We start from the raw sequence: 23,992 nt of genomic DNA, 5'->3' as shown, positions 1-23,992 counted from the left end.
CATCACTGAAAGAACGTCTCGCCTTCGTACCAACCGTCGTCATCGAAAGCTTCGATCGTGACGGCGTAGGGAACATCTTGTCCGGGATGGTAGCGAGGAGTCGAGGAATAGAGGATGGTCTTTCCGTCCACGAAAACATGGGCGGCGATTCTCTTTTCGAGTTCGTTCATCGGCCCGTTGTCCACCCGCGCGGTCGTGGTGACCAGGTTCGATTCGACAGTCCCGGATCCACCCAGGGCTTTGGGCAGAAGGTGGCCGCGACTCAGGCCCACATTCGGCGCATAGCCCGGAGGATCGCGGTTGGCCTTCGTCCCCTGGGCGGTTTGCGGAGTAACGATCGCGACGATACCCGAGCGTTGACCCAGGGCATCGATGCTGCCGTAATCAACGTCGCAGTTGTGCACCAGTACCGGCGCAGTCCCTGCCGACACGTAGTACGAATGTGCGACGTCGACGGTCAGGTCGTGTGTCCGCTGTCGGCCGTGCAGATAGCGGACGGCGCCGACCTGGACCCAGGTGCCGGTGGCGGTTTGCAGGAGTTGGCCGGGGTGGAGGTCGCCGGCGTTTATCCATTGTTTGAGGTCGGGGGCCCAGAATGGGTGGTTGACGGTGGCGATGATGGAGGCGTCGCCCTGATCGGTTGCGACGGTGATGTCGGCGAAGTTCTTGTCGTCCTCGGTGGTGATCGCCGCCAGGACGGTGCGAGGTGCGGATTCGCCCGATTCCGGATCGGTGGCCAGGACCGTGTCGCCGGGCTTGACGTCCTGGATGGCCTTGGTGGTGCCGTCGGCCATCAGTACGCCGGTGCCGGCCGGGAAGCTGTGGCAGCTCGGGTCGGCGCCGGTCGACGGGGTGCCCGCCGGGGCGTTGTCGATCAGGCACGAGCTGCCCGCGCCGGTGACGCCTCGGCATTTGGACAGGCGGGTGTTGGGGTCGCCCAGGTCGCCGGGGGCGGGTTCGACGTGGCAGTCCTGCATCGCGTCGGCGCCGAAGCGGCCGGAGCAGTCGCCGATCAGGTGCAGGTCGCCCGGGCCGGGGCCGGACCCGCACGAGGCGGTGGAGCCGCCGGCGCCGCAGGTTCCCGCCAGGGGTGCGCCGGAGGGTAGGTCGGGGGCTTTCGCCGAGTCCGGCACCTGGCTCACTTCGACCCGGAGCGCGTTGTCCAGGTCGATCAGGCGCCGGGCGATCGTCTTCCAGTAGTGCTCGAACAGGCTGCTCCACCCGCCGGAGGTGGTGTCACCGGTCGACCACTGGTTCCACTTGTGGGTCTCGGTGTAGCGGTACCAGTCGGTGCGCTCGTAGGCGAAGGTGCTGTCGAAGTACTTGTCGACCGTCGACCATGCCTTCCGGGACGTGGTCGTGGCGGTGCCGGTGATGTACGGCGGCGGGGGCGGCGGCGGCTCGGCGGGCGGCGGAGGCGGTGGGCAGCAGGTCGGCTGGGGATCCGCCGGTGGGTCGGCGGGCTTGTCCAGTGGTTCCGGGTCCCGGACGGGAGTGGTGGAGCCGTCCATGTTGACGACGACCCAGACCGTCACGCCGGTGACCAGCGCGACCAGCACCACCGCGCCGACCACGAGCAGGACTTCGGGGGTGAGGACCGAGGCGACCGCCAGCACCGCGCCGCGCATCGCCACCCGCAACCCGGCCCGCGCCACCGGCTTGGCGGCGGATTTCACCACGTTCCCGGCGAGTGAAATGCTCTTCGAGCCCATGTGTCGGAGCGCGGCGGCACTGGGCGTGCCGGGGATCTTGAGGAAGTGCCCGGTGGGGTCCCACGTACTGGTCGGGTTCCCTTCGCCGTACCCGTACCGGTTGGTCGACGCCGACCCGTTCATCGGCACGGCCGCCGTGTCCCCCGATGCGAACGAGCCCGTCGTCGGGTCGTACCACCGCGCCTGGGCCTGGACCCGACCCGTCGTCTCGTCGGTCCACGACCCCTGGAAGCCGATCGGTGCCTGCGCCCCCGCCGACGCGGTCACCTTCCCGAACGCGTCGTAGCTGCGCGACCCCGAGATCGCACCGGTCGTCGGATCGATCAGCGCGATGGCGTCCTGGTGCGCGTTGGTCAACACGCCGTACGCCGGCGCGGCGCCCGAGGGCAGGTCCGCGTCCGCCGTCGATTCGCGCGCCGCGAAGGTGGTTTCCGGTGGGCCGTCCCGCGCGCCCAGGACGGTGTCACCGCTGCGGGTGAACCACCAACGGCCGTCGGTGGCGGGCTCTTTGTCGAACCCGTTGTAGCCGAATCGCCGATGGCTGGCCGCGTCCGTGTTGCGCGACGTGGTCAATCGGTCCAGCGCGTCGTACTCATAGAACGCCGTCCCGTCCGCCGTCAATCGGCCGAACGCGTCGAAGCTCTGGTCCGCGGTCGACACCGGCACGCCCACCGCCCGACGGGTGGTCCGCGCCAGTGTGCCGTTCGCGTCCCACGTGTAGTCGGTGGTCCCCGCGACCGGATCGCTCGCCTGCACCAGCCGGTTGCGCTCGTCGTAGCCGAACGAGCTGCCTCCGGTGGCCACATGCGATTGCGGGGTGCCCTCCCACTTGGTGGCGGCCTTGCGGTTGCCGACCTCGTCCCAGGTGTAGTCCGTGCCGGTCTGCGCGGTCGGGTCGAAGTCGCTCGACAACCGGCCGGCCTGGTCGTAGGTGTACTCCCGGTTCCTGGCTCCGGCGATCTCGCCCTCGGTCGTGGAACCGAGCAGGTTGCCTTCCAGGTCCCAGCGGAAGGTCTGCTTCGCGGTGACCCCACCCGCAGGGTTGCGCACCGTGTCGGTGTCCACCCGACCGGCCGCGTCGTAGGTGTAGCTGCGCGTGGCCAACTCCCGAATCCCGCGCGTTTGTTCCTCACCGGTGACCCGGCCCGCCGCGTCTCGCGTATACCTGCGGGTGAGCTGCGAGATCGTGTCGCCGACCGAGACCAGGTCCGAGTTCTCGTAGTACCACGAGACGCCGTCGGTCACCGCGGGACCGAAGCTCGACTTGACCCGACCGTCGCCGTCGTAGGTGTACCGGGTCTGGCCCACGTGACCGGTCGAGAGCGTCATCAACCCCCGGTCGTCGTACTCGTACATGGTTTCCGCGGTGCCGCTCCGGGTGTGCGTCACCCGGCCGGCCGCGTCGTAATCGAAGGTGCGCTCGGTCGCCTTGTCCGCGCCCGTCCCGCTCTCGCGCACCGTGCGGCCCAGTCCGTCGTACTCGAACCGCCGCACCACACCGCCCGGTTCGGTCGCGACGGTCGGATATCCGGCCACGTCGTAGGACGTGCTCCAGGTCCGGTCGGCGATGGCGGGGTGGGCGGCCGTCACCGGCTCGCGTCGGGTGCTCGGCAGGTTCCACGTGTTGTACGTGGTGTACGTGGCCCGCCCGGCCGCGTCGGTGACCCGGGTCCGGTTGCCCACCGCGTCGTAGCCGAACCGAGTGGTCAACACCTGCGTGGCGGCCCGGTCGACGCCCTCGGACAGCGCGATGACCCGTCCGCTCGCGTCGTATTCCCTGCTTTGGAAGGTCTGGCCCAGCGTCCCGCCCCGCTCGCCACCGACCCGGGTCGCGTTGCCGGCCGCGTCGTACTCGTAGTGCTTCTCGCCCGCGGGCGCGCCGTCGGCCGCCTTGGCCACCGTCTCCAGCAACTTGCCGTCGACGTCCCACAGGTTGACCACGGTCCGGCCGACCGGATCCACCGTCGTGCGCAGCCGACCGGCGATGTCGTAGGAGTGGGTGGTCGACCCGTGGCCGCGCACCGTCTCGGTCCGTACCTGCCCGTCGGCGGTGTACGTGTAGGCCGTGGACTGCCCACCGGGTGTGTCCACGCGCAGCACCCGACCCAGGTCGTCACTGGTGTAGGTGGTGGTGAAGCGGTCCACCCAACCGCCCGGGAGCCGCTGCAGAGCGGTCGCGGTGCGTGTGCGGTCCATCCCGTCGTACGTCCACAACTGCTGGGCGCCGAGCGAGTCGAGTCGGGCCACCACGTTGCCGTTGTCGTCGTGCGTGGAGGTCACCGTGTAGGGCGAGGCACCTTCCGAAGCGGCCGGCTCGATCAGCTGGAACATCCGGTTCCGGGCGTCGTACTTCATCGTCGTCGTGCGCCCATGGCGGTCCTGATGCCGAATCGGGTTCCCGACCCGGTCGTAGGTCCACTGCTCCACCGGAAAGCGAACGGACCCGTCGGGGTTGGTCATCTGCGGATACGTGACCTTCACCCGGCGGCCCTGCGCGTTGTACTCGGTCACCGTCACCCGGCCCAACGCGTCCCGCTCATGGGTGACTTCGCCGAACGTGTCGTAGCCGATCGTGGTGGTCGCCCGCACCTGGCGCGGAGCCGCGCCGTCGCCGTCCTCGACCGCCGCCGGCGGTTCGACGGTCTCGCGGACCCGGCCCAGCAGGTCGTATGCCTGCTCGGTGGTGAACGCCGGGTTCGGCGGGTCGGTGGAGCCGATCGCCGGCACCCCGCGCGGGTCGGTCGTGGCGAGCAGCCGACCCGCGCGGTCGCGCTTGAACGCGGTCACCGACTCGCCGGAGCAGCACATGGTGCGCACGCCTGTCGCGACCAACTGCCCGGCGGCATCGTAGATCTGTCGCGTCGTGTCCGCCGTGGTCGATCCGTCCGACAACACCGTCGAGGTCACCGCGCCGGCCTTGCTGTAGCCGGTCGTGGTCACCCGGTTCAGGCCGCCCGGGTCCAGGACGGTGCCGATGCTGCGGTTGACCGCGTCGTAGCCGGACGTGGTGACCAGGCTTGCCGTTCCGGCGCCTTGCACGTCCTTGACCACGTTTCCGGCCGCGTCGTAGGTGTACGTGCGCAGCGGGATGTCCCGCGTCGTGTTGGTGACCGGGTCCTGGAAGCCGCGCAGCGTTTCGGTCAGTCGCAGTCCGTCGGGCGTGTAGGTGTACCCCACCCAGTGGCTCATCGCGTCCGCCACCTGGCTGAGCCGGCCGCCCGGGTCGTAGCGCCGCGCCGAGATCCGGATGTCCCGGGGATCCGTGCCCGTGACGCTGAACTGTCGGAGCCAGGTGTCGGTCAGCCGGGTCTGCGCGTCGTAGAGGAAGTCGTAGCGGGTGCCCACCGGGTCGTAGCTGGTGCGCACCTCGCCGAGGTATCCGTAGACGATCGACCCGGTGTAGATTCCACCGCTGGTCACGGTGGTCCGGCGATCCCGCACGTCGTAGGTGTAGACCGTCAGTCGCTCGCCGTCGCCTCCCGCCTCCGGCGGGGTCAGGTCGGCCACCCGCACTTCGAGCAGATTCCCGTTGACGTCCCGCCTGTTGGTGGTTCGCTTGCGGTGGGTCGCGCCGGAAATCGAGTTCGTCACGGCCGGTTCGGTGACCGTCTCCACGTTGCCGAGGGCGTCGTAGGTGAGGGTGGTCACCGCGCCGTCCACGCGCTGCTCGACGGGTTGGCCGGTCCGGTTGTGGAAGACGTCGGTGACCAGGCCGGTGGGTGTCGTCGTGCGGGTCACGTCGCCGAAGCGGTTGTACTCGTAGCGGGTGGTGCGACCGTCCGGATCGGTACGGGTGCGGGCGAGGCCACACGGCTGCGCCGCACCGGCCGGGGCCTGCGGGTCGTTGACCACGGGAGGTTGCGCCTCGGGCGCCACGCAGGTGTACGTGAATCGGGTGATTCCGCCGTCGGCGGCCGTGGAGGACTGCACCAGGGAGCTGTACCGGCTCCCGGCGGAGGCGGGAACGTAGGCGTAGGTGGTCTGGTGGCGATTGGCGTCCTGCATCATCTCGGGTTGGCCGTTGAGCGGATCTCCCGGCAGACCCAGGTGGTTGCGGATGTGCGTGTTGACGATGGTGTTGGCGTCGCGATACGCGTTGTGGCCGGTCGGGCGGCCGGCGGTCCAATACGTCTCGGTGACGTTTCCGTTCTCGTCGAGCGTGGACGAGGGCAGCCCGTACGCGTTGTAGCCCCAGACCTTCGTGTTCGTCTCGGTCGACGGGCCGGTGCCGGTCCAGCGATACAGCAGCGACGCACGGGCGTTGAACGCGTAGGAGGTGCGGAGTTGGTTCGGGTCGGTGACCGCGACCACGAACGCGGCGTCCGGCGTGGCGGCCGGACCGCGCACGTAGCGCCACAGCGCGCCGTCCGCGAACGTCACGGTCTCGACGAAGTCCCCGGTATAGGACACCTTGGTGTGGTTCTTCGGGTCGGGTCGCGTCGACTTGGTCAGCCGTCCCTCGGCGGTCGGGCTCCCGTGGTCGTTGTACTCGTAGGTGCCGCACGCGAGTCGCACATCGCAAACCCCGGTCAGGTAACCGGCGTTGTCGTGGTTGTAGTTGACGAACCGGCCTCCGTCCGAGGTGCTGCCTCCCGCGTTGTCGGCGACGTGGGTCACGTCGGCTCCGAGCCAACCGAAGTACAGACCTCGGCTCCAGGTGTCCAGACCGTCGCGGATGGATTGCAAGCGGCCCGAGGTGTCGTAGGTGAAGTAGTGGATGTCTCCGCTCGCTCCGACGATCTCGGTGATGCGCCCGTCGACCCCGAACCGGTACTCGGTCCCGTCCGACGTGCGCAGATTCGCCTGTCCGGTGACCTCCGCCCCGGCGGACTCACCGAAGGCCGGCACCCAACCACCGTCGGGGTTGCGGCCGTAGCGCACCTGGCGGCCGTCCGGATAGGTCACCCGCAGAAAGCCGTCCGGCTCCAGGATCGACGTCATGTCCAGGATCGAGGACCAACCCACCCCGAATACGCCGCGCTTGGGATTGGCGCTGTTGTACACCCGGGCGATTTCCAGCGCACCGCCGCGCGCCGGGATGCTCATGTCCTTTTCCTGGCGTGTGTAGTTGCCCCGGTACAGACCGACCCCGGCCGGGTCCACGGCGGCCGGGTCGATGCCGAGCCGGTTGGCGCCCTCGACCGCGGGCACGACGGTCGAGTAGCGCGACTGCTCGCTCCACGGGGTGGTCGCACTGTCGTCCCGGACCCTGATCCGCCACAGGTAGGTGGTGTTCCAGGTCATCACGGCCGCGGGTGGCCGCCATCGGTGGTAGACCGTGAAGCCGCTGTTCGGTGTTCCCACCCGCAACCAGCCGCTGTCCTGGCACGGCTTGGCCGGTTCGCCCTGCGGGCACAGTTCGTACTGCACGTCGATCGGCCGCGAGTCGTCGCCGTAGACGCCGATGGACAGTTCGGTGTCGAGCCTGGCGTAGGTGGCGTCGTAGGGCGGGTCGTAGATCCGCGCGGACGGCGGTTGGTGCGGAAGGGTGAAGAGCATCGGGGTGGCGGCCGGCACGCCGCGATCGACGTAGTAGACGCCGTCGTCCTGCACGTCCCAGACCAGCTTGAACGACCCTGCGGGCAACCGCTCGATCCGTGCGTAGATCTGCGTGGTGGCACCGACCGGGACGTCCGAGGTCAGCGCGGTCGGGGTGCCGAGGTAGTTGTACAGCGACCCGTCGGCTCGATAGAGGTGGTAGCCCAGTGCGAAGCTGGAGTTCGCCAACCACGTGTAGTTCGACCTGTTGGTGAGGGAGACCCACACGTAGCCGGGTTGGGCATAGGTGGGCACGACACTGAGGTTCCCCCACGAGTACCAGACCCCGTACTGGGCGTCCGGCGGCGCCGAGGCCGGACCGGAGCGCACCGGCCCGGGGGCATCCTGCGGTCCGGGCTGCCGGTTCGAATCCGGTGCCGGGGGGTCGTGGGCGGATCGGCCCTCCGCGTGCGGGAGTTGCTCCAGTCGAGGACCCTCGGTCACCCGCTTCGGCAGGTCGATCTCGGGGTGTTCGGCGGTCGGCTCCTCGGGCGCGCGGCCCTGCCGGACCAGAGTTTCGTTGACGGCCCGCATGGCCGGATCGAGCGCGGTCGGTGTCGGGCGGGCCGGCGCCTGCCGTTCGGCGACGGTCTTCGCGACGCGTTGCCGGGCCTCGTACAGGGCGTCGCCCGGCTTGGCGTCCACTCTCGCCGCCGGCGCGGGTGGCGGCTCGGTCGGCACGGCCGAAGTCGGCCCGGCCGGCTGCGGTCCGGCCAACGACTTGTCCGCTGCGGCGGCGTCGGTCGGGCCGGGCCATGGCGACAGGAAGCCCGCCAGGAGTGCGAGCAGCACCACGCCGACCAGGCCCAAGCGAACGCGGATCCCCACCCTGTCCCCCTGACGCATGCGGACACGGTGGGCACGTCTGTTTCCCCCCGCGTTGCCCACTGTGGCCAACCGGCCCTCCGGTTGTCCGGAATCGATCCTGACTGGATGTCAGGAACCGCGACAGGGACCGGAAGCAGGGTTCATCCGACGTTTCCCTGGCGGATATTCGGCCGATGGACGGCCGCACGACGGTGCGACCCGCGACGCGCGGAAGGCCACCGCCGAGGCGGTGGCCTTCCTGGTGCGGGACGAACAGGGTCGGAAACGGCGCGATTCCGAGCCGATCCACGTCGAAGAAGGAAGGGGGAAGGGGGAAGGGAAGGGAAGGGAAGGGGGTGGGGCGGAGGGTGGAGCAGGTCGGGCGGTGTCGATCAGCTCTTGATCGAGTAGCTGTCGCCGTAGACCTTCCAGTTCAGCGGGGGGTTGAGGTCGAGGTTGCCGGCCTTGAGGAAGACCCGCTGCTCGGTGTCGACCCGGCTGGTGTCGCTGTGCGCGTCCTCGTGCTTCATCGCGACCTTGCGGGCGTCGAGGAAGGCGTTGAGGTAGGTGGTCTCGTTGCCGCCCTGGGCCGGCGACTTGGCCTTCTTGAGCGCGTTCGCCCGGATCGAGCTGAAGCTGTCCCGGTCGCCACCGTCGCCGTGCATGACGATCGCGTCGTAGTAGATGAACTGGCCCAGTGCGCCCAGGCCGTCGGACTTGCCGCGGTTGACCGCCGGGTTGAAGTACACCCGGTCCCGCTCGTCGTTCTGGGCCGTGCGGAAGTCCGCGTCGGCGGCGGCGGTCGCCCACGCCTTTTCGAACGAACTGCCCAGACCCGCGTGCGAGTCGGTGCCGTTGACCTTGCGCAGCGCGGGCAGGTACTTGGCCAGCACGTTGCCCGGTTTGCGTGCGGTGTACAGCTCGACCAGGTCGAGCATGTCGCCGGTGCCGGAACAGAAGCCGATGATGCCGGCCGTGTATCCGCGCCCGTCGTCGATGTCCTCGATGTACTTGTACTGCGCCTTCCAGTCCAGGGAGGAGTTCTCCGCACTGGACACCAGTTGCATGGCGATGTCCTTCTTGTGCGGGTCGTCCAGCCCGATCCGGGCGGCGGCCTGCTGCGTGGCGCTGGTCGAACTCGACTGCGTGGCGCTCGTCGCCGCATGGGCCAGCGGCCCGGGTGCGGCGATCAGCAGTCCGGTGGCCACAAGCAGGGTCAAGCGCTTGCGGGATCGTCCGAGGTGAGATTTCACGTGCGTCTCCGTTCCGGCTCTACGGCCACGTTCGGGGGGCTCCGTGTCCATCCATTGTTAGGAAAGTTTCCTAACTAGGAACGAGACACATTGAAGCACCGCCGAGTTCCGTCGCCAAGGGGGGATTGGGAAACATCTGGGGAAACTGAGGGACCGTCTTCCGGGTTGGTCACAAAGCGGCTCGACGACCGATCAGGTTCGGAAGACGGCGTGCACCATCGGACCTTCCAACACCACGATCCGGCCCGAGCGGTCCCAGACGGTGACCTGACCCGCGTGCTCCCGGAAGCCGATCGTGTCCGAATCCGCGCCGGGGAAGGCGATGTTCGCACCGGGCCCGGGGTCCCGGCCCAGGTACAGGGTCGCCGTTTCGTCGCCCGCCAGGCCCAGGTGGGCATCGCCGGAGACGAGCAACGCCTCGAACGTGGTCGGCACGATCCGGCCGCCGGCGGTGACCAGCCGGCGCGGCACTCCGGCAGGTTGTCCGGAGCGCTCGCGCAGGGTCCAACCCGGCATGTCCCAGCGCCACTTGGCCACATCCGTCAGCTGTCCGACGCCTTCGGCGGTCTGCGCGAGCGCCGCGATCGAGGTCGCGGAGCGGTTCCCGCCCAGGAACGAGGCCGGTGTGGCCTCCTCGCGCCGGACGACCCGCGGTCGCGGGGTGAGCGTGTCGAGCACGGTGATGACGCCCCGGTCCAGGGTCACCAGGTGGGCACCGTCGAAGGAGTCGGCGAACTCCCGTGCGGACAGCGTGGCCCAGTGCCGCAGCCGGCGGGTGACCGGATCCAGCCGGTGGATGTCGCAGGACGCCCCCTGATCCGCGATCAGCAGGGCGGCCGAGGCGTGGTCCGCCAGGACGATGCGATCCGCCGGCACGTCCCAGCGTGCCCGCTCGCGACCGTCGCGGCCGAGCAGCCGGGTGCCGGCGGCGCCGCAGGCGACCAGGACGGTGCCGTCCGGGAGCGCGGCGGCGTTGTGGACCGGCAGTCGACCCGGGAAGCGGCCGGCGTTCACCGCGAGCGGCTCGGTGCGCCGCCGAGTGGGCCGGGGTTCGACGGGCGGTCGCAGATCGGCCGCGACGAGTGGGTCGGCGCGGGCCCGAAGCGCGTCGAAGCGCCGACGGCCGCTTCCGGCCGGGAACGCGACGGACCCGACGGGTCGACCGGCGGCCCGCACCAGGGCACGGGCGGCCAGGGTGGCCGGTTCGCGATCCGCCCGCGCCGCCAGGCCGGCCACGGCCGCTCCCCGAGCCAACACGGCAGCCACCGGCAGCGGCGGCTCACGTGGATGCCAAACGGGCGCGGCCGGGCCGGCCACGATCGATCCGTCCACCGGCCCGACGCCGCCCGTCACGCCTGCACGGCCGCGATCAACCAGGCGCGGATCGCGGCCAGTTCGACGTCCAGGTCGGGTGTGGCGAAGCCGGCGTCGATCTCGCGCAGCACCGCCTCCAACCGCGGCCGCCGGTCGCCGTCCCTGGGCTCCGGCCCGAAGCGGGCGAGCAGATCCCGTCCGGTCGCCGCGAGTCGCCGCGCCCGGGCCGCGCTGCCGTGCGAGTACTCCTCGGCCGCGTGGCACAGGCTGCCGCAGCCTGCGCGTCCGCCGTCGGCGCGATCAGTGGCAACGTCCACAGGTCGCCCGGCTCCGCGACCGCCCGCCCGCCCGTCCAGGACGGCTGCGGCGGCGACCAGGCGCTGCGAGCGCACCCCGCGGCGATCGGTGATCGGCACCCCGGCCGCCCGCAGCCGGCGCACCGCCGTGGCCAACACGAGCCGCACCGACCCCAGTTCGCAGACGCGCGCGGCCTCGGCAAGGCGATCGACACCGGCCAACGCGTCCGGCGACCCCTGGACGACCTGCCCGGAGGCCGTGGGGGTGTCACCCTCCTCCAGCAGCTCCTCCAAGCGCGCGTCCGCGACCGGGTCGACGAACACCCGGGCCAGGAACCGGTCCGCGAAGGCGGCGAGCGAGGGGTCCTGCGGAACATGGTTGGCCGCGCCGACGCACACCCTCAAGGGCGCCGCCGGCACGGTGGCGCCCCGCCGGAACACCCGCTCGTTGAGCAGGCCGAGCAGGGTGTTCCGGATCGCGGTCGAGCCGAGGAAGACCTCGTCCAGGAAGGCGATCTCCGCCTCCGGCAACATCCCGGCCGTCTCGATCTCGACGACCCCCTCGCGCAGCCGACGCAGGTCGACCGGTCCGAAGATCTCGTTCGGTTCGGTGAATCGGCCCAGCAGGCACTCGAAGTAGCGTCCACCGAGCTGTTCGGCGATCAGGCGCACCGCCAACGACTTGGCCGTGCCCGGTGCCCCGACCACGAGCAGGTGTTCCCCCGCGACCGCGCACAGCGTCACCACCTCGGCGCCCACTTCGCGATCGACCAGGCCGACCCGCGCGGCCGCCAACGCGCCGCGCACCGCGAACGCAGCCTCCCGCACCCCGCCTTGCGCCTGCTCCTGCTCCTGCTCCTGCACCGACTCCGGAACGACACCCGGGAAGTCTATGCATCATGCAATGAACACACATTCGCATTCCGCCCCACGGCCGGATCCACCGCTCGGCCCACGGCCACGCGCGGCTGCCCGCCGGGCTCGACACCGCCGCGCCGACAACCCGTTGGGGTGGATGTCGGCCGGTATGCGAGGCGTTGCCGGCACCGATTCGGAGGGGTTCGAATCAGCCGGGTAACCGGTTGATTACGGACTGATTCGGAAACGATGGCAGCCAACCGGGCCGTCGCGTGGCAGCATCGTGGCATGGACGAGCATCCGCAGCCCGAAGTCGAGCCCGAATGGCTCGACCACGACGACTTCGAACGGCTCATGGCCGAGGTTCTCCCGACCCCGGACCCACAGTTGCCGCCGCTCTCCGACAAGCGGATCTACGAGCGCACCGGTGGGGACACCGGCTCATGAAGCGCCCGATTCGTCGGGACCGACCCGATCACCCACGGCTCCCCCGGCACCCGTAGCGCCCATGGTGCCCGCAGCCCCCACCGCGTCCACGGTGACCGGGAGTTCCCCGTAGCCCCGCAACACCAGTCGGTCGCGTCGGGTCGCGCCCGGGGCCAGGGTCAGCGCCGGGAAACGGTCGAGCAGACGCGGGAACGCCACCGTCGCCTCCAGTCGGGCCAGCATCGCGCCGACACAGAAGTGCAGCCCGGCCCCGAAGCTCAACGAGCCGCCCTCGGCCCGCCACGGGTCGAACCGCTGCGGATCGCGATATCGCGCGGGGTCCCGATTGGCGGCCCCGATCAGCACCAGTACCTCAGCGAAGCGCGGCACCGGCACGCCGTCGATCGAGAGATCGTCCCGAAGCGCGACCCGCGACGTCAACTGGACCGGCGAGTCGTAGCGCAGCACCTCCTCGACGAAATCGGCCACCGGCAACGTCCGGTCGACCAGCGCGCGGCGCACGTCGGGATGTTCACCCAGCAGCGCGAGGCCGTTGCCGAGCAGGTTCGTCGTGGTCTCGAAACCGGCCACGAGCAGCAGCACCAGGTTGGCCACGAGTTCGGCGTCGCCGATCGCCTGCTCCGGGTCCTCGTCGCGCAGTCGTACCAGCGCGCCGATCAGGTCGTCCTGCGGCCGGGCCCGGCGTTCGGCGACCAAGTCCGCGAAGTAGCCGCCGAGTTCCAGCGCGGCCCGATCCGCCGGGCCGGTATCGGTCGCCACCGACATGAACTCCAGGACACCCATCAGGTCGTGGGCCGGATCCCGAAAACGATACCGGTCCTCCTCCGGGACGCCGAGCAGTTCGCAGATCACCCCGACCGGCAGCGGGAAGGCGAACCGATCCATGAAGTCGACGGGGGCGCCCGCCCGGCCCGACTCGGCCATCTCGGCCAGGAGTCGGTCCACCGCCCGCGCGATGGCCGGTTCCAGCGCGGCGATTCGACGTGGGGTGAACACGGCCGCGATCGGCCCGCGCAGCCGGGTGTGCACCGGTGGATTGCTCTGCAGGATCGAGCGGCCGAACAGTTCCTGCGACGGGGCTTCCGACTCGCCGCCGAACATCGCCGCGCTCGCCTGGCGGTCCAGCACGCCGAAGCCTCGCTCGCGCAGCACCCGATCGGCCGCCGCATGGCCGGTGACCAGCACGAACGTGTCGTCCACCCGCACCACGGGGCCGAGCGCGTGGGCCTGTTCGTACAGCGGGTAGGGATCGACCCGGGTCTGTGGGGTGGTGAGCCGGTCGACGATCGCCGATGCATCCATGCGTTGCCCTCTCGTTCCCGGGCGGCGACCGACGCCGGCTGCCTGCCACCGGGTCAACCGCTCACGGGGGCAGCGGAGTTCCCGCCCCCGGTCGAGGACGAAGCCACCGGGGCACGGTCGTCGGGGACTCGGTCGTCGGGAGTTCGCTCGTCAGGGGCTCGCTCGTCGGGACCCCACCGATGGATGGCGACCGCCGCCGTCACGGTCGCTGCGGTCAACGAGGCCCACAACACGCCCGGGCCCCAGGCCAGGAGCCCCATCAGCACCGCCGGGGACGCCGCCACGCCGATGCCGTGGCCGAGCTGGAATCGGGCCAGGGCCCGGCCCAGGCGGTGGGCGGGCGTGGTCGCCACGACGAGGGCGGTGGCGCTGCCGGTGTAGATGATCTCGCCGGCCGTGTAGAGCACCGACCGGGACGTCCCGGAGCCGGTCCCGATGGACCTGGTGCGCCGGCGTCTGGAGGCGCTGTCGCATCCGGTCCGGCTGCGCCTGGTGCGCACCCTCGCGCGTGGCCCGCACACCACCGGCGAACTGCCTCGGCCTGGGAACCGACGGCGCCCGAGGTCTCCCGGCACCTGGCCGTACTGCGCCGGGCCGGGCTGTTGAAGACGCGGCGGCGCGGCCGGTACGTGCTCTACGACCTGGACGCCTCGGCGACCGCGGCGCTGGGCACGGATCTGATGGCGGCGATGTTGCGCCGAGGGCCGGCGAAGCGCGGATCGGGAGCGATCCGGGCTCGTCGCCTCGGCGGGGTGGGGACACGTTCCGTTCGAGGTCGTATCCCGACTCGATCCGAGTTCACCCGTCCGGAGCGGGGAGGTCGCCGGGCGGTGGGGACGGGTGGTCGGGTGACGGGACGCCGGCGGCGTCGGCGAGGGTGGCCTCGCGGCTGCTGCGCAGGGCTCCGTGCAGGGTGGCGTCCGGGCCCAGGAGGCCCTGCACGATGGTCGGTTCGAGGTGGGGGGCGAGCGCGCGGCGGCCCGCGAGGGTGGCTTCGATGCCGGGCCTGAGCCACTCGGCCCAGGTCGCCAGGTAGCCGCCGAGAATCACCTCGCCCGGGTCCACCAGCCCCGAGATGGCCAGTACGGCGGCGCCCACCGAGCGGCCCGCGACCGCGAGCGCCTCGGTCGCCCGCGGCTCGCCGGCGCGCAGTCGGCGGTCGAGTTCGGTCAGGGCGGCGTCGACGCCGGCCCGTGCGACGACGTCGACGAGGCCGGCGGCGGCGGTCAGCGGCTCGGGCCCGACGTACATGGCCAGGCATCCGCGCGCGCCGCACGGGCACCGGGGGCCGTCGAACGCGAGCGGGATGTGGCCGACTTCGCCGGCCATGCCATGCGTACCGGTGTGGATCCGGCCGTCGACCACCAGGCCGCCGCCGACGCCGGTGTCGGCCTTGATGTACGCGACCGCGTCGGGGAGTTCGCCATTCGGCTCGGCACGGGCGTGGTATTCGGCCAGGGCCGCGACGTTCGCGTCGTTGACCACGTCCAGCGGGCAGGCGAGATCGGGCAGATGTGCCCGTACCAGCGCGCGCAGGTCGGTCCGCGACCAGCCGAAGTCGATCGCGGCGGCGACGGTATGCCCGGGCCCGGTCACCGGCCCCGCCATCGCGATCACCACCCGGGCCAGATGCGCATCGCGCCGCGCCCGCAGCACGGCCTCGGCCCGCGCGATCTCGCCCGCCAGCACCGCGGCCAACGGCTCGGGGTCGCCGAACGGCGCGTGATGCGGCACGGACGCGCGATGCGCCACCGTGCCGGCCAGATCCGCGGCCATCACCTCGACCCGCTCCAGCGTCACCTGGAGCGCGATCGCCAGCACCCGCCCCGGCACCAGGCGCAACAACCGCCGCGGCCGACCCCGCCCGCCGGAGGAGGCCGAGCCGACCTCGGCCACCAGGCCGCGCCCGATCAGGTCGGCGGCCAACGCGGTGACCGACGCGGGCACCAGACCGGTCGCCGCCGCGACCTCGGTGCGCGCGCACGGGCCGTGCGCGGCGATCTCGCGCAGCACGAGCGCCAGGTTGTGGCGGCGTACCGCGGCGGTGTCGGTGGGGGTGTTCACGGCTCGATTCTCCCCCAGGGGTGCGAGGGCGGCGGCATAATTTTTTCAACTCTTGTAATATTTATCGGACGAGGTCGATACCCACCCCCTGGAACCTCCCCGGTCCAGTCGGCTCCGTTTCCGGTTCGCACAAAGGATTACCCCGTGTCCCAGCAGCCGCTCGTCACCACCACCCTGGGCCCCGTACAGGGCTTCTGGCAGGGTGCGTCCGCCCGCTTCCTCGGCATTCCCTATGCCAAGCCCCCCGTCGGCGACCTACGCTTCGCCGCGCCCGAGGCGCCCGAGGCGTGGATCGAGCCGCTGGCCGCCACCGCGTACGGCCCCACCGCACAGCGCCGCGCGTTCGGCGACGGGCCGACGATCATCCCGGAGCCGTCCATCCCCGGCGACGACGTACTCGGGGTAAACGTGTTCACCCCGAATCCGAGCGCGGACGCCGCGCTGCCGGTGCTGGTCTGGATCCACGGCGGCGGCTTCGTGGCCGGCTCCGCCGCCAGCCCGTGGTACGACGGGGCCGCGTTCAACCGGGACGGCGTGGTCCTGGTCTCGCTCGGCTACCGCCTGGGCATCGAGGGCTTCCTGCACCTGGAGGGCGCCCCCGACAACCGGGGCGTGCTGGACTGGATCGCCGCGCTGCGCTGGGTCCGGGACAACATCGCGGCCTTCGGCGGCGATCCGGCCAAGGTCACCATCGCCGGCCAGTCGGCGGGCGGCGGCGCGGTGCAGACGCTGATGGCCACGCCGTCCGCGTACGAACTCTTCCGGGCCGGCATTTCGGTCTCCGGCGCGGTGATGGAACCGCAGAGCCGCGCGGCCGGCCTCGCCGTCGCCGAACTCTTCACCGCCCGCACCGGCCTGCCCGCGACGGCCGCCGCGCTGCGCGACCTCTCGCACGACGACCTACAGGACCTCCAGGACCTGCTCACCGCGCCCCAGGAGGGCTCCGCCGCACTGCCCGGCCTGCTGCTGGCGCCGTTCACCGACGGCGAGTTGATCCCCGAGGACGTGCACGTCGCGTTCCGGGACGGCTCGGCCACACCCGCGCCGATGATGCTCGGCGCCACCCATCACGAGTTCAACGCCGCCGCCGAATTCGGCATGTCGGACGCCCCGGTCGAGGCCGCCGTCGCCATGCTCGACTCGCTCGGCCTGCCCCCCGAGGGCATCACGGCCTACCTCGCCCTGCACGAGGGCGCGACCCCCGCCCAGGTGATCGGCCAGGCGCTCACCGACACCCTGTTCCGCGCCACCGCCGTCGCCATCGCCGAGGCCCGCGCGAGCCAGGACCGGCCGACCTGGTTGTACGCCTTCGAATGGCTCTCCTCCGCACCGATGTTCGGCGGCCACGCCTTCCACTGCCTCGACCTGCCCTTCGCCTTCGACCTGCTGGCCGCCGAGGGCGCGGAGAACGCAACCGGCCCCGACGCACCCCAAGCCCTGGCCGACGCGATGCACGGCGCCTGGGTCGCCTTCGTCCGCGACCTCGACCCGGGCCCCCGGTGGCCCCGCTACACCCGGGACGACCGCAACACGATGACCTGGGACACCACCCCCCGAGTCACCCCCGACCCCCTGTCCCCCGAACGCCACATCTGGGCCACCCGCCGGACCCCGACCACCTGAGCCGAACCACGCACCGCCGAGCCTCGCCCGCCGCGCCGAGATCCGCCCACGCCCTGGTCGCGAGCCGGTCGCGGTAGGCGAGGTGGTGCATGTCGCGAGTCGGGAGAGGCCGGGGGGTGCCGTTTGCGAAAGCGTCGCGGGCGGCGGGTTCGCTCACCTCTCGGACGCGGACCCGGTGGCCGCCTCGGGCTCGACCCGGCGCGGCTCGGCGAGGTCCTGCTCGCGGTCACAACACCGACACCGACGGCACCACCCGACCCACGCCGGCCTCGCAGTCCCATGCCCACGGTCCGCGTTCGGGCGGGCTGCGAGGCGGGTCAGGCTGCCGCGACCCGTCGTTCGAAGAGTTCGTCGGTCTCGGTCAGGGTCAGCAGGCGGGCCACCGCCGGCGGGACGTCGTGCAGGAGCAGCGTCGAGCCCAGGCCGTACGCCCGCAGCCGGGCCCGCAACAGCGCGCTCAGGCCGGCGCAGTCGCAGAATCGCACCGCGCCCAGGTCCAGGCGGATCACGCCGGACCGTTGGTCGAGGCAGCGGTCCAAGGCGAATTCGAGTTCGGGTACCGCGTCCACGTCGATTTCCCCGGACACGGTGATCACGGCTGACGAGGCGGCCAGGACGGTGGTGACGGTGAAGCTCGGGCACGAGTACATCGGAGCCCTTCCTGACGCTGCGAAGGCGTGCGGATCCCCGGACGTCGGAACCCGGGGAGCGCCCCGTGCGCGGACGGCCCGGCGCGCACGAGGGCAACCGGAACCAGCGGAACACCGTTCGCAGGCACGAAGGTTCCACCCCCATTCACCTCCGTTGCGAGCCCCCTGTCAACGCCCGGGACGACGGATCGCCCCGACGACCGCAGGCATCGGGCGGCACGGGCCGCACGACATCGGTTGACGTCCACTCGCGTTTGGTTGTACAAACATAATGATTGTATAACAGTAACGATTGAGGTGGTACGTGGCGCTCACCGAGACCAGCCGACGCGAAAAGCTCGTCGTCCTGTCGACCTGTTGCCTGAGCCTGTTCATCGTCGGACTCGACAACACCATCCTGAACGTGGCCCTGCCCGCCATCCGCAGCGATCTGGACGCCTCGGTGTCGCAGCTCCAATGGACCATCGACGCCTACACGTTGGTGCTGGCCGCACTGCTCATGGCGGCCGGGTCCACGGCCGATCGCATCGGTCGGCGTCGGGTCTTCCAGACCGGACTCGTGTTGTTCGCCGCGGGCTCGCTGTTGTGCGGCCTGGCGCCGGGGCTGGAGTGGTTGATCGCGTTCCGGGTGGTCCAGGCCGTCGGCGGATCGATGCTCAACCCGGTCGCGATGTCGATCATCACCAACACCTTCACCGAACCCCGCGAACGCGCCCGGGCGATCGGCGCGTGGAGCGCGGTGATCGGCGTCGCGATGGCGCTCGGGCCGATCGTGGGCGGCGCGTTGGTCGACGCGGCCGGTTGGCGGTCGGTGTTCTGGATCAATCTGCCGGTCGCACTGGTCGCCATCGTGCTCACCGCGTTGTACGTGCCCGAGTCCAAGGCCGCGCGGCCCAGGCGGGCGGATCCGGTCTCCCAGGTACTCGTCTTCGTGTTCCTGTTGTCGCTGACCTACACGATCATCGAGGGCCGCGCGGCCGGGTGGTCCTCGCCGCTGATCGTCACGCTGTTCATCGTCGCCGCGGGGAGCCTGGCGGGGCTGTTGTACTGGTCGCCGCGGCGCGCGGAACCCTTGCTCGATCTGCGCTTCTTCCGCAGCGTGCCGTTCACGGGCGCGACCGTGATCGCGGTGTGCACGTTCGCGTCGATGTCCGGATTCCTCTTCCTGAACACGCTCTATCTCCAGGACGCGCGCGGCTACTCGCCGACCGAGGCGGGCCTGCTCACGCTGCCGATGGCGCTCCTGACCATCGTGTTCGCGCCGATCTCCGGTCGGTTGGTGGCCCGGGTGGGTCCACGTGTACCGCTGGTGGTGGCCGGCCTCGCCATGGCGGCGAGCGCGGCGTTGCTCGTCGGGCTTACCGAGCACACCTCCACAGTGCGGTTGGTCGCCGCGTACTGCGTGTTCGGCGTCGGCTTCGGGCTGGTCAACGCGCCGATCACGAACACCGCCGTGTCCGGCATGCCACGTGCCCAGGCGGGCGTGGCCGCGGCGATCGCGTCGACGAGTCGCCAGGTCGGCCAGTCCTTCGGGGTCGCGGTGGTCGGCACCACGGTGACCTCCGTCGCCTCCGCGCCCGGCGGCGCCGGTCTCGCCGCCGCGACGCACACCGGATGGTGGATCGTGCTGGGCTGCGCCGGCGCCGTCGCGCTCCTCGGTATGCTCACCACGGGTCGCCGAGCCCTGCGCACGGCCGAGCGCACAGGGGCGGAACTGATGCCCGCGGCGGTGCCCGTCGGGGCGCCCGAGACGACGGACGTGAGGCCATGACCGGTTCCCCCGCACACGACGCGGCGAGCGACGCCCCCTCGGATGCCGCGGGACGGGTCTGGAAGGGCATGCACACCCTGGTCCTGGAACGCCACGACCGCCGCCGCGCGGTCACCGAGGCGACCGGGCTGAGCTTCGTCCGGGTCAAGGCGCTGCGCCGGATCGCCGCCGGCCCGATGTCCATGCGCGAACTGGCCACCCGGCTGGCCACCGACAAGCCGTACACGACGTTGGTCGTCGACGACCTCGAACGCCGCGGCCTGATCGAACGCACCGTGCACCCCACCGACCGCAGACAGCGCATGGTGGCGGTGACCCCGCAGGGCGAACGCATCGCGCAGATCGCCCGCGGCATCCTGGACGACCCCCCGGATTTCCTCCGCGACCTGCCCCCGGCGGACCTGGCCGTGCTGGACCGGCTGATCACCGCTCTCGTCGACGCGGACCACCTGACGAAGAAGACGGCCGACCCGGCGACGTAGGGCGCTCGGCCGGTACGTGAGCCCGCACACCCTGCAGGTCGAACAGGATGAGCAACTCCACCGCGCCGCCGTCCGCGCTGCCCAGCCAATGCGGCAACGAGGTATCGAATTCGGCGACTTCGTCGGCCTGCACCGTCGTGTCACGCTCTCCGACCACCAGTCGCAGAGTGCCGTTGAGGACGTACAGCCACTCGAAGCCCTCGTGGGTCTGCGGTGTCGGTTCGAGGGGCTTCGGCACCGCGGGAATGATCATCTTGAAGGCTTGTGTTCCACCCGGCCGCCGGGACAGGGGTACGAACGTCATCCCGAACCGCCGGATCGGCTTCAGGTGGACCCGGGAATCGCCGGCGCGCGGCGCCCCCACGAGATCGTCCAGCGGGACGTCGTAGGCGTGGGACAGATGCAGCAACAACTCCAGGGTCGCCCGTCGCCGACCGCTCTCCAGGCGGGACAGGGTGCTTTCGGACACTCCGGTGGTCGCGGACAGTTCGGCGAGGGTGATGCCGCGCGCCCGCCGCACGGCACGCAACCTCGGGCCGACCGCGTCGAGCACGTTCTCCATTGCCTGATCCATGGGACCAGCTTGCCGAAACGGCAAGGATCCTCGCCACTCGGTGACCCGTCGGCCGACAGTGGCGGCATGGAGAATCCCGTACCCACCGCCGCCCGCCGCAAGGACACCCCGCCGCCGCGCACGGCGAACAACGAAGCCGACGTCCTGCGCGGATTCCTCGACTACCTGCGTACCTCGATCGTCACGAAGATCGACGGAGCCCCCGAGCCTGCGGTCCGCACGGCGGCGGTGCCCTCGGGCACGAGCCTGCTCGGCCTGCTCGACCATCTGGTCGCGGTGGAGAGCGTGACGTTCCTCGGGGCACGGGTCACCGACTGGCAGGCGACGTTCCGGCCGGCCCCGCAGGACGGTGTCGCCGACGTCGTCGCCCGCTACCGGGCAACCGTGGAGCGCGCGAACGAGGTTCTCGACGCCTGCACCGATCTCGGCGCGCCACTGCCCCGGCCGGGTCGTTCGGGCCGGTCGCCGAGCGTGCGCTGGGCACTCACCCACCTGATCGAGGAGACCGGTCGGCACGCGGGTCACGCGGACATCATCCGCGAACTGGTCGACGGGACGACCGGGCGCTGAGCACGCGGGAGGGCTCGGCAGGCAGGATGGGATGCCATGACAACAAAGATCGAACCCGTTTCCGCCCTGCTCGTCGTCGACGTACAGGTGGCCTTCGTCACCGGCGCCGGTGCGGTACCGGCGGCCGAACGCGTGGTGGAACGGGTCGCCGCGTTGATCGGCCGGGCCCGGGCGGGCGGGGCGCTCGTGGTGCACCTCCAGAACGACGGGCCGGTCGGCGCGGACGACGAAATCGGCACGCCCGGCTGGGAGTTGCGGTTGCCGGTGAAGGCCGGTCCGAATGAGGTGGTGATCCGCAAGACCGAGGACGACGGCTTCGACGGTACGCCGCTGGGCGACCTGCTGACCCGGGCCGGCGTGACGGGGGTGGCCGTCTGCGGGGTGATGTCCGAGATGTGCGTGGGCGCGACCGCGCGGGCGGCGCTGGAGCGTGGTTATCGGGTGGTGCTGCCGCACGACGCGCACGCGACGTACGACATCCCGGCCGCGCCCGGCATCAGCGAGGCGGTACCGGCGCCGATGGTCTCCCGGGTGGCCGAATGGGCGCTGGGCGACGAGGTCGAGATCGTCGCGCACGCCGAGGAGGTGACCTTCACCGACGCGAAACCCGTCGCCGGGTCGGTCGAGGACGCCCGAGACTCGGCATAGCGCACCCCGCACGGCGCTGCGCTGCGCGAGCGGCGGAGGCGACGGCGGTGCCTGCACCGCCTCCGCTCCGGGCTATTCGGCTTGGGCGATCACCGCGTCCGCCCCGGAAGGGCGATCGTGTGCGTGGCGGCGACCCGTCGCGCCGACTCCCCGTCGAACGCGGTCGCCAGGAGGTCGAGCCGGATCCGGTCGCGGGCCTGCTCGAACGGCGGCACCCGGGCCGACGGACCGGCGGCACGGGCCGGTTCGGCACCACGATCGCGCAGCCGCGACTCGGCCGGTTCCGCCTGCCCGACCGACGGCGACTCGCGTAGTGCACGGGAGAGTTCGGCCGTCTCGTTGCGCGCGAACCCGTCCTCGTCGTAGCCCGGCACGCCCGGCACCGGTTGCCCGGCCGACCGGGCCGCCGCCCGGCGCGCGTTCTCGGCGTCGAAGCGGGCCCGGAAGCCCGCCTCGGTCGGGTCGGCCGACACGCCGGCCTGCTGCGCCCAGTGCCGCAGTACCGAATCCGTGCTCGCCGCGCGCAACGCCCGTTCGGTCGGCACCTCGTGCGGCGTCCGGCCCGCGATCGGCGTCCGCCAGTAGTCGACGCGCGTCCCGGTGATCGGCGACTCGGCGAGCACCTCGGCCCGCAGCCGCACCGCAGCCCGGCGCAACTCGCTTGCTGTGAGCGGTACTTCATCCACCATCGCAACCACGGCGGTCGGATCGACGGCCACCGATCGCGCAGCCGGACCGTCGCCGGGGGCGGCATCCCGCTTCCGGATGGTAGCTGCGTCCGGACAGCCCGAAGCCGCCGGTGCTCGGGTTGGCGTCGTCGCCGACTCCGACGTTGTTGTACGCGGCGGCGATCGAGGGATATCGCGGCACCGGTACCGCCGGGCCGTTGTACGCATGTTGTGGGCCGCAGTGGCCTCGAGCGCCGGCCGGGCTGGTTGGATCCGGCCGAACTCGTGCGTCCGGTCGCCGTGCGTTGGCCTCAAGCGCCGGCCGGGCTGGAGGGATTCGGCCGACCCCGAGCGTGGCGCGCCCCGAGATGGCCTCGGGCGCCGGCCGAGCGGGGGTGGCTCGGCCGGCGGCGGGGAGTCAGGCGGAGTGGGTGAGGGTGGCGGCCTCGACGGCGTGGGTGAAGGGGAGGCCCCGGGTGTAGCGGTCGAGTTCGTCGAGGGCGTGGGCGACCATGCGACGCAGTTCGCCGCCCAGGGAGCCGGCGATGTGCGGGGTCAGGAGGACGTTGGGCAGGTCGTACAGGGGTGAGGCGGGCGGGAGGACATCGGGTTCGGTGACGTCGATGACCGCGTCGAGGCGGCCGGTGACCAGTTCCTCGGTGAGTGCGTCCTGGTCCACGAGGGAGCCTCGGGCGGTGTTGATCAGCGTCGCACCGTCGCGCATCAGCGCCAGCCGGCGGCGGTCCAGCAGGTGTCGGGTGGACTCCAGTTCGGGGGCATGCACGCTGACCACGTCCGAGCGCCGGACCAGTTCGTCCAGGTCCACCCCACGCGCGCCCAGTGCCTCGGCCTGATCGGGAGTCACATACGGGTCGTGCAGCAGCAGTTCGAAGTCGAACGGGCGCAACAGTTCGAGCACGCGCCGGCCGATCCGGGAGGCGCCGACGATGCCGATGGTGCGCCGGTAGTTGCCGAACCCCGGGAAGCGCGCGTCCCAGTCCACCAGGCGCCGTTCCGCGCGGTAGGCGTCCCGGATCCGCAACACCCGCTTGTTGGCGAACAGCACGGCGGCGACGGTGTACTCGGCCACCGGCAGCGCGTTGGCCGCCGCGCCGGAGGAGACGATCAGACCGCGCTCCCACGCGGCGTCGGTCAGGTGGTGCTTGACCGAACCCGCCGCGTGCACGACCGCGCGCAATCGTGGTGCCCGAGCCAGCACCGCGGCGTCCAGCGGGGCGCTGCCCCAGCAGGTGAACAGCACTTCCGCCTCGGCGAGCGCGGCGGCGGCCGCGGGGTTGTCGAAGTCGCCCGCGATCAGGTCGAGATCGACCTCGGCCAGCGCGCTCAGCCGCTCGCGCGCCTCGGCGTCGAGGATGCGACCGGCCACCGAGGGGTCCATCGCGAGCAGGAGTCGG

General features: G+C 71.4%; 17 protein-coding genes and 1 pseudogene. 7 read left to right on the top strand and 11 right to left on the bottom strand.

Annotation, left to right across the window (positions count from 1 at the left end; all coding sequences use genetic code 11):
• Window positions 1-2: 2 nt before the first annotated feature.
• The 4 genes from ABZ374_RS30725 to ABZ374_RS30710 form a co-directional block, all read right to left on the bottom strand.
• Window positions 3-8,096, bottom strand: a complete 8,094-nt coding sequence (locus ABZ374_RS30725) for an RHS repeat-associated core domain-containing protein (protein WP_360317134.1) — start codon at window positions 8,094-8,096, stop codon at window positions 3-5.
• Window positions 8,097-8,449: 353 nt separating this feature from the next.
• Window positions 8,450-9,229, bottom strand: a complete 780-nt coding sequence (locus tag ABZ374_RS30720; RefSeq protein WP_360317186.1) for a chitosanase — start codon at window positions 9,227-9,229, stop codon at window positions 8,450-8,452.
• 273 nt (window positions 9,230-9,502) lie between these two features.
• Window positions 9,503-10,546 carry a hypothetical protein gene (locus ABZ374_RS30715; RefSeq protein ID WP_360317131.1) on the bottom strand — a complete coding sequence of 348 codons (1,044 nt, stop codon included), beginning with the start codon at window positions 10,544-10,546 and terminating at the stop codon, window positions 9,503-9,505.
• Between the two features lie 113 nt (window positions 10,547-10,659).
• The gene (locus tag ABZ374_RS30710; RefSeq protein ID WP_360317128.1) at window positions 10,660-11,784 is read right to left on the bottom strand and encodes an AAA family ATPase; all 1,125 of its coding nucleotides are present in this window, start codon (window positions 11,782-11,784) and stop codon (window positions 10,660-10,662) included.
• A 282-nt stretch (window positions 11,785-12,066) separates the two neighbouring features.
• Here ABZ374_RS30710 and ABZ374_RS30705 point away from each other — a divergent pair, with 282 nt between their 5' ends.
• Entirely contained in the window at window positions 12,067-12,225 is a 159-nt protein-coding gene (locus ABZ374_RS30705) for a hypothetical protein (RefSeq protein WP_360317126.1), read from the top strand.
• Here ABZ374_RS30705 and ABZ374_RS30700 read toward each other — a convergent pair.
• Together ABZ374_RS30700 and ABZ374_RS30695 are read right to left on the bottom strand one after the other, a co-directional pair.
• Window positions 12,220-13,527, bottom strand: coding sequence for a cytochrome P450 (locus ABZ374_RS30700; protein ID WP_360317124.1), 1,308 nt, complete (start codon window positions 13,525-13,527; stop codon window positions 12,220-12,222). The two genes, ABZ374_RS30705 and ABZ374_RS30700, sit on opposite strands and share 6 nt — an antisense overlap.
• Before the next feature lie 53 nt (window positions 13,528-13,580).
• Window positions 13,581-13,934 (bottom strand): hypothetical protein, encoded by a 354-nt coding sequence (locus ABZ374_RS30695; RefSeq protein ID WP_360317122.1) that lies wholly within the window; start codon window positions 13,932-13,934, stop codon window positions 13,581-13,583.
• A gap of 13 nt (window positions 13,935-13,947) precedes the next feature.
• Here ABZ374_RS30695 and ABZ374_RS30690 point away from each other — a divergent pair.
• Window positions 13,948-14,225, top strand: a pseudogene (locus ABZ374_RS30690) (metalloregulator ArsR/SmtB family transcription factor); the annotation flags it as partial.
• A gap of 100 nt (window positions 14,226-14,325) precedes the next feature.
• Here ABZ374_RS30690 and ABZ374_RS30685 read toward each other — a convergent pair.
• Window positions 14,326-15,591: an ROK family transcriptional regulator gene (locus ABZ374_RS30685; protein ID WP_360317120.1), complete on the bottom strand. Its 1,266-nt coding sequence runs from the start codon at window positions 15,589-15,591 to the stop codon at window positions 14,326-14,328.
• 144 nt (window positions 15,592-15,735) lie between these two features.
• On the opposite strand from ABZ374_RS30685, the gene ABZ374_RS30680 reads away from it, so the two are divergent.
• The gene (locus ABZ374_RS30680) at window positions 15,736-17,214 is read left to right on the top strand and encodes a carboxylesterase family protein (RefSeq protein ID WP_360317117.1); all 1,479 of its coding nucleotides are present in this window, start codon (window positions 15,736-15,738) and stop codon (window positions 17,212-17,214) included.
• A gap of 317 nt (window positions 17,215-17,531) precedes the next feature.
• Here ABZ374_RS30680 and ABZ374_RS30675 read toward each other — a convergent pair whose 3' ends face one another.
• Window positions 17,532-17,864, bottom strand: a complete 333-nt coding sequence (locus ABZ374_RS30675) for an STAS domain-containing protein (protein ID WP_360317114.1) — start codon at window positions 17,862-17,864, stop codon at window positions 17,532-17,534.
• Window positions 17,865-18,168: 304 nt separating this feature from the next.
• Here ABZ374_RS30675 and ABZ374_RS30670 point away from each other — a divergent pair, with 304 nt between their 5' ends.
• Entirely contained in the window at window positions 18,169-19,635 is a 1,467-nt protein-coding gene (locus ABZ374_RS30670; protein ID WP_360317111.1) for an MFS transporter, read from the top strand.
• A complete protein-coding gene (locus ABZ374_RS30665; protein WP_360317109.1) occupies window positions 19,632-20,117 on the top strand; it encodes a MarR family transcriptional regulator in 486 nt (161 codons plus the stop codon). The genes ABZ374_RS30670 and ABZ374_RS30665 overlap by 4 nt, the downstream gene beginning before the upstream one ends.
• Here ABZ374_RS30665 and ABZ374_RS30660 read toward each other — a convergent pair.
• Window positions 20,059-20,691, bottom strand: a complete 633-nt coding sequence (locus tag ABZ374_RS30660; RefSeq protein ID WP_360317107.1) for an XRE family transcriptional regulator — start codon at window positions 20,689-20,691, stop codon at window positions 20,059-20,061. The genes ABZ374_RS30665 and ABZ374_RS30660 overlap by 59 nt on opposite strands.
• A gap of 66 nt (window positions 20,692-20,757) precedes the next feature.
• On the opposite strand from ABZ374_RS30660, the gene ABZ374_RS30655 reads away from it, so the two are divergent.
• Together ABZ374_RS30655 and ABZ374_RS30650 are read left to right on the top strand one after the other, a co-directional pair.
• Window positions 20,758-21,261 (top strand): DinB family protein, encoded by a 504-nt coding sequence (locus ABZ374_RS30655; RefSeq protein ID WP_360317104.1) that lies wholly within the window; start codon window positions 20,758-20,760, stop codon window positions 21,259-21,261.
• A 36-nt stretch (window positions 21,262-21,297) separates the two neighbouring features.
• The gene (locus tag ABZ374_RS30650) at window positions 21,298-21,909 is read left to right on the top strand and encodes an isochorismatase family protein (protein ID WP_360317102.1); all 612 of its coding nucleotides are present in this window, start codon (window positions 21,298-21,300) and stop codon (window positions 21,907-21,909) included.
• 89 nt (window positions 21,910-21,998) lie between these two features.
• On the opposite strand, the gene ABZ374_RS30645 is transcribed toward ABZ374_RS30650, so the two are convergent.
• Together ABZ374_RS30645 and ABZ374_RS30640 are read right to left on the bottom strand one after the other, a co-directional pair.
• Window positions 21,999-22,598: a hypothetical protein gene (locus ABZ374_RS30645; RefSeq protein WP_360317100.1), complete on the bottom strand. Its 600-nt coding sequence runs from the start codon at window positions 22,596-22,598 to the stop codon at window positions 21,999-22,001.
• 397 nt (window positions 22,599-22,995) lie between these two features.
• A complete protein-coding gene (locus ABZ374_RS30640) occupies window positions 22,996-23,976 on the bottom strand; it encodes a hydroxyacid dehydrogenase (RefSeq protein ID WP_360317184.1) in 981 nt (326 codons plus the stop codon).
• Between the last annotated feature and the right edge of the window lie 16 nt (window positions 23,977-23,992).

Origin of the sequence: Embleya sp. NPDC005971 (assembly GCF_040629175.1) — a bacterium.
Lineage (GTDB): Bacteria > Actinomycetota > Actinomycetes > Streptomycetales > Streptomycetaceae > Embleya.
This window is presented reverse-complemented; position numbering and strand designations above follow the sequence as displayed.

What these genes read in the sequence shown, in the direction of transcription:
- ABZ374_RS30725 (WP_360317134.1), bottom strand. Translation starts at nt 8,096, where the DNA reads ATGCGTCAGGGGGACAGGGTGGGGATCCGCGTTCGCTTGGGCCTGGTC.
- ABZ374_RS30660 (WP_360317107.1), bottom strand. Translation starts at nt 20,691, where the DNA reads ATGGATCAGGCAATGGAGAACGTGCTCGACGCGGTCGGCCCGAGGTTG.
- ABZ374_RS30640 (WP_360317184.1), bottom strand. Translation starts at nt 23,976, where the DNA reads ATGGACCCCTCGGTGGCCGGTCGCATCCTCGACGCCGAGGCGCGCGAG.
- ABZ374_RS30655 (WP_360317104.1), top strand. Translation starts at nt 20,758, where the DNA reads ATGGAGAATCCCGTACCCACCGCCGCCCGCCGCAAGGACACCCCGCCG.
- ABZ374_RS30650 (WP_360317102.1), top strand. Translation starts at nt 21,298, where the DNA reads ATGACAACAAAGATCGAACCCGTTTCCGCCCTGCTCGTCGTCGACGTA.
- ABZ374_RS30700 (WP_360317124.1), bottom strand. Translation starts at nt 13,527, where the DNA reads ATGGATGCATCGGCGATCGTCGACCGGCTCACCACCCCACAGACCCGG.
- ABZ374_RS30675 (WP_360317114.1), bottom strand. Translation starts at nt 17,864, where the DNA reads ATGTACTCGTGCCCGAGCTTCACCGTCACCACCGTCCTGGCCGCCTCG.
- ABZ374_RS30705 (WP_360317126.1), top strand. Translation starts at nt 12,067, where the DNA reads ATGGACGAGCATCCGCAGCCCGAAGTCGAGCCCGAATGGCTCGACCAC.
- ABZ374_RS30665 (WP_360317109.1), top strand. Translation starts at nt 19,632, where the DNA reads ATGACCGGTTCCCCCGCACACGACGCGGCGAGCGACGCCCCCTCGGAT.
- ABZ374_RS30645 (WP_360317100.1), bottom strand. Translation starts at nt 22,598, where the DNA reads ATGGTGGATGAAGTACCGCTCACAGCAAGCGAGTTGCGCCGGGCTGCG.